Annotated in this window: 15 protein-coding genes and 1 riboswitch; of the genes, 12 read left to right on the forward strand and 3 right to left on the reverse strand. The window is 34.6% G+C overall.

Annotation, left to right across the window (positions count from 1 at the left end; translation table 11 throughout):
- Positions 1 to 43 precede the first annotated feature (43 nt).
- The 3 genes from VZL98_01250 (at position 44) to VZL98_01260 (ending at position 2,049) form a co-directional block, all read left to right on the forward strand.
- Complete coding sequence (locus VZL98_01250) at positions 44 to 745, forward strand: DNA alkylation repair protein (GenBank protein WVH63611.1); 702 nt, start codon at positions 44 to 46, stop codon at positions 743 to 745.
- Positions 746 to 897: 152 nt separating this feature from the next.
- Positions 898 to 1,245 carry a ferritin-like domain-containing protein gene (locus VZL98_01255; protein WVH63612.1) on the forward strand — a complete coding sequence of 116 codons (348 nt, stop codon included), beginning with the start codon at positions 898 to 900 and terminating at the stop codon, positions 1,243 to 1,245.
- A 12-nt stretch (positions 1,246 to 1,257) separates the two neighbouring features.
- A complete protein-coding gene (locus VZL98_01260; protein ID WVH63613.1) occupies positions 1,258 to 2,049 on the forward strand; it encodes a family 1 encapsulin nanocompartment shell protein in 792 nt (263 codons plus the stop codon).
- 218 nt (positions 2,050 to 2,267) lie between these two features.
- Here the strand turns inward: VZL98_01260 and VZL98_01265 are convergent, their stop codons facing one another.
- Positions 2,268 to 3,125: a MurR/RpiR family transcriptional regulator gene (locus VZL98_01265; GenBank protein ID WVH63614.1), complete on the reverse strand. Its 858-nt coding sequence runs from the start codon at positions 3,123 to 3,125 to the stop codon at positions 2,268 to 2,270.
- 252 nt (positions 3,126 to 3,377) lie between these two features.
- Here VZL98_01265 and VZL98_01270 point away from each other — a divergent pair, with 252 nt between their 5' ends.
- Genes VZL98_01270 through VZL98_01285 form a run of 4 tightly spaced genes read left to right on the forward strand, consistent with a single transcriptional unit; the run spans position 3,378 to position 7,123 of the window.
- Entirely contained in the window at positions 3,378 to 4,853 is a 1,476-nt protein-coding gene (locus tag VZL98_01270) for a gluconokinase (GenBank protein WVH63615.1), read from the forward strand.
- Between the two features lie 16 nt (positions 4,854 to 4,869).
- The gene (locus tag VZL98_01275; protein ID WVH63616.1) at positions 4,870 to 6,210 is read left to right on the forward strand and encodes a gluconate:H+ symporter; all 1,341 of its coding nucleotides are present in this window, start codon (positions 4,870 to 4,872) and stop codon (positions 6,208 to 6,210) included.
- Between the two features lie 18 nt (positions 6,211 to 6,228).
- On the forward strand, positions 6,229 to 6,762 hold the full coding sequence (locus VZL98_01280; protein ID WVH63617.1) for a prephenate dehydrogenase/arogenate dehydrogenase family protein: 534 nt from the start codon (positions 6,229 to 6,231) through the stop codon (positions 6,760 to 6,762).
- The gene (locus VZL98_01285; GenBank protein WVH63618.1) at positions 6,743 to 7,123 is read left to right on the forward strand and encodes a hypothetical protein; all 381 of its coding nucleotides are present in this window, start codon (positions 6,743 to 6,745) and stop codon (positions 7,121 to 7,123) included. Before VZL98_01280 ends, VZL98_01285 begins: the two co-directional genes overlap by 20 nt.
- 324 nt (positions 7,124 to 7,447) lie before the next feature.
- Here the strand turns inward: VZL98_01285 and VZL98_01290 are convergent, their stop codons facing one another.
- Positions 7,448 to 8,041: a DUF3841 domain-containing protein gene (locus VZL98_01290; protein ID WVH63619.1), complete on the reverse strand. Its 594-nt coding sequence runs from the start codon at positions 8,039 to 8,041 to the stop codon at positions 7,448 to 7,450.
- Between the two features lie 23 nt (positions 8,042 to 8,064).
- On the reverse strand, positions 8,065 to 8,391 hold the full coding sequence (locus VZL98_01295) for a 4a-hydroxytetrahydrobiopterin dehydratase (GenBank protein ID WVH63620.1): 327 nt from the start codon (positions 8,389 to 8,391) through the stop codon (positions 8,065 to 8,067).
- Positions 8,392 to 8,717: 326 nt separating this feature from the next.
- Positions 8,718 to 8,896, forward strand: a riboswitch (cobalamin riboswitch).
- 51 nt (positions 8,897 to 8,947) lie between these two features.
- On the opposite strand from VZL98_01295, the gene VZL98_01300 reads away from it, so the two are divergent.
- The 5 genes from VZL98_01300 to VZL98_01320 all read left to right on the forward strand — a co-directional run bounded on the left by VZL98_01300 (position 8,948) and on the right by VZL98_01320 (position 13,596).
- Entirely contained in the window at positions 8,948 to 9,970 is a 1,023-nt protein-coding gene (locus VZL98_01300; protein WVH63621.1) for an iron ABC transporter permease, read from the forward strand.
- On the forward strand, positions 9,970 to 10,719 hold the full coding sequence (locus VZL98_01305) for an ABC transporter ATP-binding protein (protein WVH63622.1): 750 nt from the start codon (positions 9,970 to 9,972) through the stop codon (positions 10,717 to 10,719). Before VZL98_01300 ends, VZL98_01305 begins: the two co-directional genes overlap by 1 nt.
- Before the next feature lie 9 nt (positions 10,720 to 10,728).
- Positions 10,729 to 11,931 carry an ABC transporter substrate-binding protein gene (locus VZL98_01310; GenBank protein ID WVH63623.1) on the forward strand — a complete coding sequence of 401 codons (1,203 nt, stop codon included), beginning with the start codon at positions 10,729 to 10,731 and terminating at the stop codon, positions 11,929 to 11,931.
- Positions 11,932 to 12,359: 428 nt separating this feature from the next.
- A complete protein-coding gene (locus VZL98_01315) occupies positions 12,360 to 12,926 on the forward strand; it encodes an ABC transporter permease (protein WVH63624.1) in 567 nt (188 codons plus the stop codon).
- On the forward strand, positions 12,919 to 13,596 hold the full coding sequence (locus VZL98_01320; protein WVH63625.1) for an ATP-binding cassette domain-containing protein: 678 nt from the start codon (positions 12,919 to 12,921) through the stop codon (positions 13,594 to 13,596). Before VZL98_01315 ends, VZL98_01320 begins: the two co-directional genes overlap by 8 nt.
- The last annotated feature ends 55 nt before the right edge of the window (positions 13,597 to 13,651 follow it).

Consider the following 13,651-nt stretch of genomic DNA (forward strand, 5'->3'; position numbering starts at 1 on the left):
TAAATATATCACAGATTAAATAAAAAAGAATGTGGGTGTGGAAATGAAAAATTTGGATGAGATTAGAAAGAAACTTTTTGAACTTGCTGAACCGGGTTATAGAGACTTTACAAAAAATCTGATACCCAATTTAGATGAAAGTTTAATAATTGGAGTTAGAGTTCCTCTTACCAGAAAATTGGCCATCAATATAAGCAAAGAGAATCCGGGCTTGGCAGAAGAATATTTAAATGTGCTTCCACATAAATATTATGAGGAGAATAATTTACATGGCTTTTTAATAGAACTTATCGACGATGTTGATTTAGCTATAAGAAAAACGGATGAATTTTTACCCTATGTTGATAATTGGTCAACATGCGATATATTTTCACCCAAAATATTTAAGAAACATAAAGGGATCATCTATGATAAAGCTTTGGAGTGGGTAAATTCAGGCGATACTTACGTGGTAAGATATGGTATAGGTATGCTAATGACTCATTTTTTAGATGAAGAGTTCAAACCTGAAGCCATAGAGATAGTCTCCAAAATCAGATCGGAAGAGTACTATATCAATATGATGATTGCTTGGTATTTTGCAACTGCTCTTGCAAAAAACTATGATGAAACCATTTCTTATCTTAACAGAAGAGTCTTAATGCCTTGGACGCATAATAAAGCAATTCAAAAAGCGATAGAAAGCAGACGAGTTCCCATAAGATTAAAAGGCGAGTTAAGAAAACTAAAAATAAAAAATAGATAATAAAGATAAAGTCTCCCGGTAGTGGAGGCTTTATTTTTTTAGAATCATAAAGGCTCAAGTGTATCTTTAGTTTACAAAATCGTCGATGGGGTAAAATAATAGTGTAGACTTAGAATCATAATAGATACTGCTAAGAGTGAAAGGAGAATTATATGGCATCAGACTATCATGAGGATATTAACTTACTAAGCGAAGAAGACAAAAACTTTGTTAGAGCTCTTAATTCATTGAAGGAAGAGATAGAAGCGGTCGATTGGTATCATCAAAGAGTTGCAGCTTCTAATGACGAAGAACTAAAAGAAATTATGAAGCATAATGCTATTGAAGAGATGGAACATGCTGCTATGACCTTAGAATGGCTCAGGAGAAATATGTACGGTTGGGATGAGCAACTAAAGACTTATTTATTTACCGAGGAGAATATTTTAGAAGTAGAAGAGCAGGGAGAATCAGCAGAAGAAAGTCAAAGCTCTGAGGATTTGGGAATCGGAGAGCTGTAAAGGAGGGAGTAAATGGATATATTAAAAAGAAGAATTGCCCCTATAAGTGAGCTTGCATGGCAAGAGATAGATGAAACTGCAGTTGATGTTATAAAATCGATATTGTCAGCAAGAATGGGATTAAAACTACATGGTCCTAAAGGTTGGGATTACAACGCTGTACCGGAAGGTAGATTAGATGTCCTTGAAGAAAATGAGGATGGGGTATCGACTGGTACGTATAGACTTCAAAGATTGGTGGAAGCAAGAAGGACCTTCGTATTAAATAAATGGGAGCTCGATAATATAGAAAGAGGAGCTAAGGATATAGATTTGGACGCTCTTGAAGAAGCTGCAGAGCAACTTGCTTTATTCGAAGAAAACTTGATATTTAATGGTTATGAACCTGCAGGTATGGTTGGATTAAGTGAAGCTGCCGAGCATCAAATGACATTTGGGAAGGAAGCCAATACAATTTTAAAAAATATTGGTAACGCAAGATACAAATTATTTAATTCTTATGTACTACCACCTTATGATCTTTTTGTCTCACCAGAAGCTTATGATAGATTAAATCAGATCTACCAGGGCAGCCATTTATTAAGACTAGTGGAAAAACTAATTGAAGGAAAAGTTATTCGATCTAAAGTTGTAGAAGGTGCTGTAATGATACCTCATAAAGATGATGATTTAGAATTGACTGTTGGACAAGACTTCTCGGTCGGATACGAATGGGATGATGCAGAAACCGTAACCTTATTCATCACTGAATCTTTAGCATTTAGAGTACTTGATGAAGGGAAAATAGTTAACTTTAAATTATAGTGCTTCTGATTGATATAGATATGATATGGAGAATGTTGGATTGTAAAAAATAGTTAAAAGCTAAAATATAAATAAAACGGACGACTAATTTTTCGTCCGTTTTTTGCGTATTTGATAAAATGAAGCCGAGTATTTATAGATTAAATACCAAATATATTACTTCATATGAGTGTTTAGCATGTGCCCTAATTCATTAATCAGACATACCATTTATTATTTTATTCGTTTCTTCTTCTTGAGACGGCTTCTCTTATTTTTAATAGGTTCTTTACAGTTTCATCTTCCGATTTTTCATCGATAGTTGCCAAAAGCAGATACAGAGTATCTATTATAAATAGTGTGCTGATTCTAGCTTCAAAGGCTTCACTTCTAATAGCGTATTCTCTACCAAATGATATAAGTGATACATCCGATTTTTTAGATATGATAGAATTAGGGTTTGCGGTTATTGAGACGATAAAGAGTCCCTTTTCCTTAGCTAAATCCATAGCTTCTATCAGGTCCTTGTTTTTTCCAGAACTCGAAAATACTATGACTACATCATCTTTTCTTGCCAGTGCAATATTCATGCTTATCCAGTGAATATCGGAGTTTGAAACACAGTCGATACCATTACGGATAAATTTGTGCTCTGCATCTCTTGCAAAAGAATAGGATCCTCCCATACCGAAGAGGAAAACTTTATTCGCTCTTTTCATTTTGTTAACTGCAAGCTGAAAAGATTCATCAGTATTTAGTTTTATGGTTTCCTGTAGTGAGTATGCATATCCTGAGTAAAGTTTTTGCATAATAATATAAGATTCTTCCCCGGCAGACACTTCGCTGTAGATATTGTGAAGCGGCTTGGTAATGCTGCGAGCCAAGTTAATTTTAAATTGTTGAAAACCGGTATATCCGAGCGAATTAGCAAATCTAAAAATCGTACTCTCACTAACTCCAACTGTATTAGACAATTCGGATATATTCATGTTGACAGCTTTTCCGGGTGTATCCAAAATATATTGAGCAACTAATTTTTGAGCTTTATTTAAACTTGAATATTTTTCTTTTATGATATCTAATGTATTGGTTTCCATAAAATCATCTCCGTATTTCAAATAGCGTAGCTTTAGAATATATCAACAATGATATCTCTATCATTATTATACTTAATAAAACAGATTTATTAAAGCGGAAATCATAATACTTAATCAATTTAACAATTTCTCACAATAAAATACATATTGACAACCATATCAAAGAGAAAATAATTTCCGTGATTGACACTAAAAAACTAATATAGTATAATATAAGAAAATAATATTCAAGATTAGGATGGAGGTGATAAAATGTATTATATGACTCTTGATATCGGTACTACTACTATAAAAGGTATTCTTTATGATGAAAAAGGTACAGTTCAAAGAGAAGTTGCGCTTAATCCGAAAACACTTAGTTCTCAACCCGGTTACATGGAGCAAAGCGTGAACGAAGTGATATCGTTTGCAACTGAGGCTATACTGGAGCTTGCAAAATACTCTGCTGAGAAAGGAAAACTGATTAAATTTATTTCCTTATCTTCGTATATGCATAGTCTAATTGCTGTAGACGATTACGGGAATAATTTAACAAATATTATTATATGGTCTGATAATAGGAGCGAAGAATACGCTAAGAAGTATATCCAAAATGGCGTGGGATATAAAATATATGAACTAACCGGAACGCCAATTCATCCTATGTCTCCGCTTTATAAGTTGATGTGGCTCAAAGATAAACAGCCAGAGATATTCAATTCTGCCAAAAAGTTTATATCAATAAAGGAATATCTGGTTAAAAAACTTACCGGACAATACTATGTAGACTATTCGATTGCATCGGCTACGGGTTTATTCAATATCCACAATTTAAAATGGGAAATTAAAGCTCTGGATGAGGTCGGTATTACTGACGAAAGATTGTCTAAACCGGTTCCAACTACTTTTAAAGCGGAGATACTTCCGGAAGTGAAGAAGAGTCTTGGTCTTAATGACGAAACTCTCGTAGTTATGGGGGCAAGTGATGGTTGCTTAGCCAACTTGGGCTCTAGAGGACTTGACGAAGGTAATGCGGTTGTAACTATTGGAACAAGTGCAGCAGTTCGTATCGTAACCAAAAAGCCGATTATAGATGAGAATGCAAGACTTTTTTCTTATGCAATGGACGATGATTTTTATGTATCCGGTGGCGCTCTTAACAATGGAGGTGTCGTATTTGCATGGTTCAAAGAAGTCTTTGGAAGTGATTTTGTGCTAGATGATGTTTTCAAAGAATATGACAAAGATGATAATGGACTACTCTTTCTACCATTTCTAAACGGAGAAAGAGCACCCTATTGGAATCCCAAACTTAGAGGAGCATATCTTGGAATTAACCACAGTCATACAGAGACCGATTTTCTCTATTCTACGATTCAAGGAATATGCTTTTCAATAAAAGATGTTTTCGAGCTATTAAAAGACAAACATAAGGAAATCAAAAAAATCTATGCAAATGGCGGATTTACGAAGTCTAAGTTCTGGATTGAAAGACTATCATCTGTTCTTGGTTATGAAGTAGATGTTTTAGATCAGGGAGATGCAGCCTGCTTCGGTGCCTTTTTAGTAGGTTTGAAAGCGTTTGGAGTAATAAAAAATTGGAGTGATTGTGAAAATCATTTTGAAAAGCCAAAGGTTTATAAAGGTGGGATAAATGATACTGATGAATTAATGTATGAACTCTATAAACAATCAATAGATACAAACACTGAGATTTTGGTAAAACTATCAGAAATACAAAAAAAATAATTTTAGGAGGTTCGTAATGTCTAATGCTGGAATGATGGCACTGTTACTCGTAGTGTCAGTAGGATTGTTATTGTTTTTGGTTATGAAAGTGAAGCTTCATGCTTTTGTTTCACTTCTAGTAGTAAGTATTTTCATGGGACTTATTTCAGGTATGGATGTATCCACCATAATGGGAAGTATTCAAAACGGCATGGGAGGTACATTAGGATTTATAGCAACAGTTGTCGGATTGGGAGCAATGTTTGGAAAAATGCTCGAGATTTCCGGAGGAGCTGAAAGACTTGCCAGGACTTTTATAAACGCTTTTGGAGTTGATAAATCTCCATGGGCAATGGTAATTTCAGGATTTTTAGTATCAATACCTGTATTCTTTGATGTAGGTTTTATTATCCTGGTACCACTGGTATATGCACTTGCAAAAGAGACAAAGAAATCAACTTTAATCTACGGAATTCCGCTACTAGCGGGACTAGCTGTAACTCATGCATTTGTACCGCCAACACCGGGACCGATTTTGGTTGCAAATTTAGTAGGAGCAGACTTAGGTAAAGTCATACTTATTGGTATCGTGGCTGGTATACCGGCTGCAATATTGGCAGGACCTGTTTTTGGTAATTACATTGGAACTAAGATTAAAGCTGATGTACCCGATTACATGGACATAGATAATACCGTAATTGAGGTAAAAGATAGTGATTTACCTGGATTTGGAACTATTTTTGCTTTGATAATGGTACCTATAGTTTTAATTCTTTTAAATACTGTAGCATCAGCATTTTTACCTGAAGGTGGAATGAGAACATTCCTTAACTTTGTTGGACACCCATTCTTTGCTCTAACTCTTGCATGCATCTTATCGTTCTATATTTTAGGTAAGTTTAAAGGATTATCCGCTCAACAGGTACAAGATGTAGCATCTGCCGCTCTGACTTCGACCGGTATGATTATACTTGTTACCGGAGCCGGTGGAGTATTTAAGCAGGTATTGGTAGACAGCGGAATTGGAAAGACGCTTGCAGAAGCACTGTCTCAGTACTCTATGTCTCCAATAATACTGGCGTTTTTGATAGCATTGGTAGTTAGAGTAGCTGCAGGATCAGCAACAGTTGCAATGACTACTGCAGGTGCAATAATTGCGCCTCTGCTTGTTAATTTTAATGTAGAACCTGCACTTATCGTAGTAGCAATTGCTTCAGGTTCAACAGCATTATCACATGTAAATGACAGTGGTTTTTGGCTAGTGAATAGATATTTTGGTATAAATGAAAAAGACACTCTTAAATCCTGGACTGTTATGGAAACCATCATAGGAGTTACCGGGCTTTGTATGGCATTGATACTAAATATATTCTTGTAGGAGAAGGGAGTTAATTATATGGAAATAGGTGTAATTGGACTGGGCAAGATGGGTTATGGGCTTGCTTGTAATCTAAAGGATAACGGATATACAGTTTATGGATATGACATAAACAGCTCTGAGGTAGCTAAAGCAGCTGATTATGGCATAGGAGCATATTCTGAACTAAGTGAATTTTTGAAATCTTTTGAGAACAAAAAGATAATATTCCTCATGACTCCATCGGGAATAATAGTGGATGAGACAATAGAAAAAATACTTCCTGAATTAAATAAGGAAGATATCATTATCGATGCCGGAAACTCTAACTTTAATGATAGCATTAGAAGATACAAGAGTTTGAAAGAAAAGGGAATAGACTTTTTAGACTGTGGAACCAGTGGTGGACCAAGGGGCGCAAGACATGGAGCCTGCACGATGATAGGAGGAGACTTCGAAGTATATAAAATGCTTGAAACTGTATTTGAAAAAATATCCGTGGAGGGTGGAAGTCTGTACACAGGTGGAAGCAGGAAGTGGACATTATGTAAAGATGATTCACAATGGTATTGAATACGGCATGATGCAAGCCATAGCTGAAGGCTATGAACTACTTTATAAATCAAGATATGATTTGGACCTGGAAAAAATATCCAAACTTTGGAATAATGGCTCAGTAATAAGAAGCTGGCTAGTTGAACTTGCGGGATCTGCACTGTCTAAAAATCCTGATATGGAAGGATTACAGGGAATCGTACACGCATCCGGAGAAGGAAAGTGGACTGTAGAAACTGCACTTGACCTTGAAGTGCCTGCCCCTGTTATAGCATTGTCACTGATGATGCGTAATAGAAGTCTGGAAAGCGACACCTTCGCAGGCAAATTACTCGCATCTTTAAGAAATGAGTTTGGCGGTCATGATATAGTCGAATAGTAGAAATAAAAGGGAATAAAAAGATAGATATCAATCAATTGGTTGACATCTATCTTTTTTATTTTAAAGTCGGACTACATATTTAAATTATAAGCTATACATGTAACAAATACTGAATAAATATATGCTTGGATTATTTACTTTTGATTTGCTAAATGTATTATCATTTTTGCAATGTTCTATTTAATAATTATGATTGTAATGATAGTGTTGGAAAAAAAGACTTTAAAATATATAAATTTTCATTAACAGAAACAGGCCATCCATAATTCGGAAAGCCTGTTTTTATGCTATTTAGTCATTAAGCTTTTTAATACCTAAATTTCAATCATAATCAAAGATATCATCCCCGGGTTTTAAGATATGTTTAACCCATTCGCTTCTTATTTCCCAAATATTTGCCTGGACCACAAAATCGTTCCACTCATCGATTTGAAAGACTCTATCCCATGAATCTATTATCTTTTTTTCTATATGGGGAAATTGCCCGCCGTATTTTCCACTGATAAAATTGAACTGATCTTTTACTCCAAGTTTCTTTATCTCTTCAAAATACTCACTTTCATCGGCTTTGTCTTTTGGTATATATAAGTTATTAAGCACATAATCCCATTTACCGCCATCAAAATAAAGAACATGTTCCTTTGGGACACTTAATATATATACGAGTTCTTTTTCAATGGGTTTTAGGCAATTTCTTTTACTGATGGAACACCATATTGGAAACTCTACATAATCCGGTTTTTTAACTCTCTTATCTGCCAGCTTTACAAAATGTCTGTATTTTTCCAAGAAAAAGTCTGCTATATCCATCATGTGGAGCTTGATATAGATTTCTTTATTTGTAATTCTGCCGATCCTATTCAGTTCATGAATTGAATTTTCGTGTTGTCTGGTGTATAGTTCAACATATTCCATAAATTCCTCCGGGTTTTTACATCTTAGATTTTGTCAATTTTTGAAGCGAGTATAAAATCGTTTAGGTGAAGACCTTTAATCTTGTGGGTTGAAAGCGTAATCTTTACATAACCCCAGCCAAGTGAGATATTTGGATGATGACCTTCTTCCTCCGCTATCCCACCTACAGCATTAGTGAAGTCAAGTGCAGATTTGAAATCTTTAAACTTAAAAGTCTTTTCAATTTTTTTGTCTTCCAGATTGGTCCAACCCTCAGATAGAGATTTTAAATAGTTTTCTATTTCAATATGATTTAAAGGTTCAGCACCTATACTGCAAGGTACACATTTTTGTTCATTTAAATTAGTCATATTGGCTCCTCCTATATTTTTCTAAAATTCTCAATTCTTATAGCGAATGTTTTTGACAGCAGATAAGTAAGAAATAAATAAAAAAGTAAAGTGATTTATTGTCTTATTTTTAATTATGGTTACATTGGAGTTTTTAAACAGTTAATACTTAGGTTTAAAACAAAAACTGTCTTAAAAAAGTCTGAATCAGCTATAGTATAATTCATATGCGACTATATTTATTATACCCAATATTAACACATTGCAATTATTATATGGAATTAAGAGTTTTCATTATTTAATAGCAACGAGAGACAATTTTAAAGTGTTAGTTTGGGTTGACCTGCTTTAATTATTCATATATTATTATAGAAAGTGACAATCAAATGATACTAATTGGGAAACCGGTATTCCGGTGCAGCCCCCGCTACTGTAAATGCTTTTTAGATTCATATGCCACTGAAAGGGAAGGCGAATCTAATTATATGCATAAGCCAGGATACCAAATTATTGCTGACTCGGTGGGAGATAAGCTGCTATTTTCCCATGCCCATGGGATTTTTTATTGGAGTGAAAAATGGAAATACATAATATATACAAGTCATTTATTAAGAAAAAAATACTATTAATATTAGGATTAATAGGGATACTGCTATTTTTAGTAACGGTTTCTATAAATATCGGATCTTCCGGCATGACAGTAAAACAGAGCTTACTAACACTTATAGGACAAGGCAATGAACTTAGCAATCATATAGTATTTAAAATCAGGATGCCAAGAGTAATAGGTGGAATATTTGTCGGGATGAGCATTGCTCTGTCGGGCATGCTGGTGCAAACAGTTTTAAATAATTTTCTAGCATCACCATCGACTTTAGGAATTACAAATGCTTCTGCATTTGGTGCAAATGTTGCGCTTTTATTATTAGCAAATATGGGGATTACGACATCTCCTATACTTGTCAGTTTCTGTTCGTTTATAACGGCGATGGCATGCATGTTTATGATTCTTGTAGTGGCAAATATAAGACAGTTTTCAAAATCCTCTATTATTTTGGCGGGTGTAGCTTTCGGATCATTGTTTTCAGCAGCGACGATAATGCTTCAATACTTTGCCGATGATACACAGCTTGCATCAGCGGTGTTCTGGACATTTGGGGATTTAGGAAGAATAAAATACTCACAGATTCAAGTGCTTGGATTTATTACTACAGTATCAGCATTATTGTTTTACAAACTGAGATGGGACTTAAATGCGATGGACATGGGGGAAAGCACAGCGCACTCACTTGGAATAAATGTAAAACACATGAGAAATTTATCTATATTTGTGTCTGCATTAAATACGGGGGTATCAGTTGCCTTTGTTGGAATGATTGGATTTGTAGGACTATTATCACCACAAATTTCAAAAAGGATTATTGGTGAGGATAAGAGGTATATGATTCCTGCAACCCTACTCATGGGGGCCAATATCATGTTATTAAGCGATACCATAGCCAGAACCATTTTGGCACCCGTAGTACTGCCTGTTGGAACAATAACATCTTTTCTGGGAGCTCCATTATTTATATATATTCTTTTAAAGGAGAGGATGTAATGTCGATAATAAAAGTAAAAAAATTGTCATTTGAATATGATCGCATTATATTGAATAAGATTTCTTTCGATGTGGATGAAGGTCTTTTTATTTCGCTTCTTGGGATTAATGGTGCCGGCAAATCGACATTATTAAAGAACCTTAATAGACTATTGAAACCTTCAGAAGGCAAAATACTAATTGACGGTGAGGATTTATTTAGTATCAAGAAAAAAGAGCTTGCACAGAAAATGGCTTATGTAAATCAATATAATACCGCAGGGGTAAATACAGTATTCGATAATATACTGGTTGGAAGATGTCCACATATTAGAAACGATGCTTGCTCAAATGATTATGAAATTGTAGAAGAAATAATAAAAGCCATGAAACTAGAAAAATATGCTCTTAGAAATACGGATACACTCAGTGGTGGAGAGTTTCAAAAGGTTGTAATGGCAAGAGCTTTGGCTCAGGAACCTAAAATACTGCTGCTTGATGAACCTACGAGCAACTTGGATATTAAGAATCAATTGGATGTTTTAAATCTGGTAAAGGATTATTGTACGACCAGACATATATCGGTAATTATGAGCATACATGATATAAACTTAGCACTAAAATTTTCAGACAGATATCTGCTTTTAAAAGACGGAATTATAAAGGATTATGGAGATAATTCCATTATCAATACCGAAAATATAAAATCGGTTTACGATATTGATGCAGAAATTATATCCCATAGAGGGAGAAAAATATTAATAACATAGGAGGAAGAAATGAAAAAATTAAAGTACTTACTATTAGTTGTCATTATTCTAGGTCTTCTTACAGCTTGCGGGCAAAAGCCTGAAAAAATCAAAGAAGATAGCAAAGTAGCTACAGAAGACGAAAATAAAGAAAATGACAAAAAAGAAGAGAATGAAAAAGAGAAAGATGAATCCGAAGAGGAAAAAGAGGTCAAGGATGAAGCTACTAAGTCAGATGGAACGATTGTTGACATTTTAGGTAGAGAGATTAAACTGGATAAAACTCCTGAAAAAGTAATCTGTATAGGCGCTGGTTCTCTTAGACTTTACACATATGTGATGGGACCGGATAAAGTAATCGGCGTAGACGATATGGAGAAGAATCCTTCCAATCGTCCTTACTCTATGGCAAATCCCAAATATAAGGAACTTCCAATTATAGGACCTGGTGGACCTAAAGCTGCACCTGACACTGAAAATTTAATATTTGCTAAACCTGATGTAGTATTTTCAACTATTACAAAAACAGCTGAAGAAGCAGATGAATTGCAAAGCAAAATTAATATACCCGTAGTAGTTATTGGCTCTGGAAGAGAAGCTACATTTGATCCGGTGATGTACCAGTCACTTGAAGTAATCGGTAAAACTATGGATAACGAAAAGAGAGCTGTAGACCTAATAGACTATATGAAAAATATAGAAAAAGATCTTAAAGACAGATCGGGACCTATAGAAGAAAGCCCAAGAGCATATGTGGGATGTATTAGTTTTAGAGGACATCATGACCTTCTTTGGACTAGAACAAAATTCAATCTTTTCAATGCTGTAAATGCAAAAAATGTGGTTGATGGATTATCTGAAGAGAGAAATCTAACTCTTGATAAAGAAAAACTAATGGAGTTAAATCCTGAATTAATAGTAATTGACTTATCAGGTGAAGAACTATTAAAAGATGATTATAAAGGGGATCCCGACTTTTATAACGCTTTAGATGCATTCAAAAACAACAATGTATTTGCGATAATCCCATACCATAGTTACGAAACAAATATCGATACAGCAATGGTCGATATGTACTATATAGGTTCAATAATCCATCCTGAAGGATTCAAAGACATTAATATCGCTGAAAAAGCAGCCGAAATCTACAATAAACTCTTAGGTAAAGACGTATATCAACAACTAATGGAAAAATATCCCGGCGGACATAAACAATATAAACTAGGTGAGTAGAATAATAGGTAATGTATCGGAATAAAAAATCTGATGCATTACCTTTTTTTTATTTTCTAATAATAAAACAGGGTCAATCTAACTTAATCCTAAAAAAGTACTTTTTAATCTAATGCACTATCTTACATCCACCCCTAAATCCTCACAAAAACACATAAAAACAAAAAAACAAACGCGATAAAATCAACATGTATACATTTTTCGATTTTATAAAACGCCTAAATACCAACGCTAAAACGGGGTCAGGCTTTTAATTCTACTAAAAAATGTATAAATAAAAGGTGAAAGCCGATGGTTGATAATAACAAATGTCTATGGAAGAGTGGTTATGGCGAAATATATTATACGTATATTAGTATATACATGCAAAAAATAAAATAATAAAGGCCTGACCCGCTTGTTTTTGACCCGCTTGTTTTTCCCATATAATGAATACCAATGATAAATTGAAAAACACAATCGAATATATTTTTTCTCTTCCATTAGGAGTGCCGCATCTGGTTAGCGGGATTGCATTATTAACCTTTTTTGGAAGGAATAATTTTGGGGGCTTCTTAAGTAAATTCGGAATAGATTTCGTTTATACCAGCCTGGGTGTAATACTTGCTCAGTTCTTCGTTAACCTTCCGTACTGCGTAAAAACTTATTCTACAGCATATGATTTAATAGACAAGAAACTCTTATTCTGTGCCAGAAGTTTAGGACTCAGTGAATGGAAGGTGTTTTTGCATGTTAATCTACCTATGATGCAAAGACAAATTTTCAGCATTTGGATGATATGTTGGGCAAGAGCGCTTGGAGAATTTGGAGCTGTCATGATGCTGGTAGGAGTAACGAGGATGAAGACAGAAACACTGGCTACATCGATATTCTTAAATATGAGCACCGGAGATTTTGATGTTGCTTCAGGTGTATCAGTAATTCTAATCGGAGTTTCAATGATTACAATGTATATATTTCAAAAATTGGTAGAAAATGGTGATGTTAATGCTTGAAATAAAAAAACTGCATGTTGATTTTGGAACTTTTGCATTAAAAGATATAAGTTTTACATTGCCTAATGACTCTACACTGGTAATCCTTGGAAGAAGTGGCTCCGGTAAGACGCTCTTACTTGAGACTATAGCAGGAAGATATAGGGGAACGGGCAGCATTGTTTTAAACGGTATTCATCTTGAAACCAAGCCTGCAGAACTCAGAAATATTGCGCTAGTTTATCAGAATTTCGGGTTATTTCCATTTCTAAATGTCTTTGACAATATAGTATTTCCTTTAAAGATGAAAGGTGAGAGCAAACGTGAATATACTTCAAAAGCCAAGGATTTACTACTTAGACTTGGTATTGAGCATTTAGAAAAAATCGGAATAAAGAATCTTTCAGGTGGAGAAAAACAAAGAGTATCACTTGCCAGAGCCTTAATAATGAATCCTGACATGCTGATGCTGGATGAGCCGCTGTCTGCCTTGGATGCAGATAATAAAGCTGCTGCAGCATCTCTTATAAGTGAACTGGTTGAAAATCAAGGAATACCAATGATTTATGTAACCCATGATATGGAAGAGGCAAGGCATTTTGCAGATTATATAGCATATATGGATGATGGAGAAATAGTCAAAATCGAAGAAAACCTTATGAAAAGAGATGTGCTCATTACTAAAATGTAATGCATAAAATCTAAAATTAAGCTATAATGGTATTTATAGGTCTTAGAATCTATAA

The sequence above is a fragment of the Peptoniphilaceae bacterium AMB_02 genome (assembly GCA_036321625.1).
GTDB lineage: Bacteria > Bacillota > Clostridia > Tissierellales > Peptoniphilaceae > Microaceticoccus > Microaceticoccus formicicus.

Excerpts from the sequence above, each read along its gene's own strand:
- VZL98_01315 (WVH63624.1), top strand. The coding sequence starts at position 12,360 with ATGAATACCAATGATAAATTGAAAAACACAATCGAATATATTTTTTCT.
- VZL98_01255 (WVH63612.1), top strand. The coding sequence starts at position 898 with ATGGCATCAGACTATCATGAGGATATTAACTTACTAAGCGAAGAAGAC.
- VZL98_01260 (WVH63613.1), top strand. The coding sequence starts at position 1,258 with ATGGATATATTAAAAAGAAGAATTGCCCCTATAAGTGAGCTTGCATGG.
- VZL98_01250 (WVH63611.1), top strand. The coding sequence starts at position 44 with ATGAAAAATTTGGATGAGATTAGAAAGAAACTTTTTGAACTTGCTGAA.
- VZL98_01310 (WVH63623.1), top strand. The coding sequence starts at position 10,729 with ATGAAAAAATTAAAGTACTTACTATTAGTTGTCATTATTCTAGGTCTT.
- VZL98_01290 (WVH63619.1), bottom strand. The coding sequence starts at position 8,041 with ATGGAATATGTTGAACTATACACCAGACAACACGAAAATTCAATTCAT.
- VZL98_01285 (WVH63618.1), top strand. The coding sequence starts at position 6,743 with ATGATTCACAATGGTATTGAATACGGCATGATGCAAGCCATAGCTGAA.
- VZL98_01305 (WVH63622.1), top strand. The coding sequence starts at position 9,970 with ATGTCGATAATAAAAGTAAAAAAATTGTCATTTGAATATGATCGCATT.
- VZL98_01265 (WVH63614.1), bottom strand. The coding sequence starts at position 3,125 with ATGGAAACCAATACATTAGATATCATAAAAGAAAAATATTCAAGTTTA.
- VZL98_01280 (WVH63617.1), top strand. The coding sequence starts at position 6,229 with ATGGAAATAGGTGTAATTGGACTGGGCAAGATGGGTTATGGGCTTGCT.
- VZL98_01295 (WVH63620.1), bottom strand. The coding sequence starts at position 8,391 with ATGACTAATTTAAATGAACAAAAATGTGTACCTTGCAGTATAGGTGCT.
- VZL98_01320 (WVH63625.1), top strand. The coding sequence starts at position 12,919 with ATGCTTGAAATAAAAAAACTGCATGTTGATTTTGGAACTTTTGCATTA.
- VZL98_01270 (WVH63615.1), top strand. The coding sequence starts at position 3,378 with ATGTATTATATGACTCTTGATATCGGTACTACTACTATAAAAGGTATT.
- VZL98_01300 (WVH63621.1), top strand. The coding sequence starts at position 8,948 with ATGGAAATACATAATATATACAAGTCATTTATTAAGAAAAAAATACTA.
- VZL98_01275 (WVH63616.1), top strand. The coding sequence starts at position 4,870 with ATGTCTAATGCTGGAATGATGGCACTGTTACTCGTAGTGTCAGTAGGA.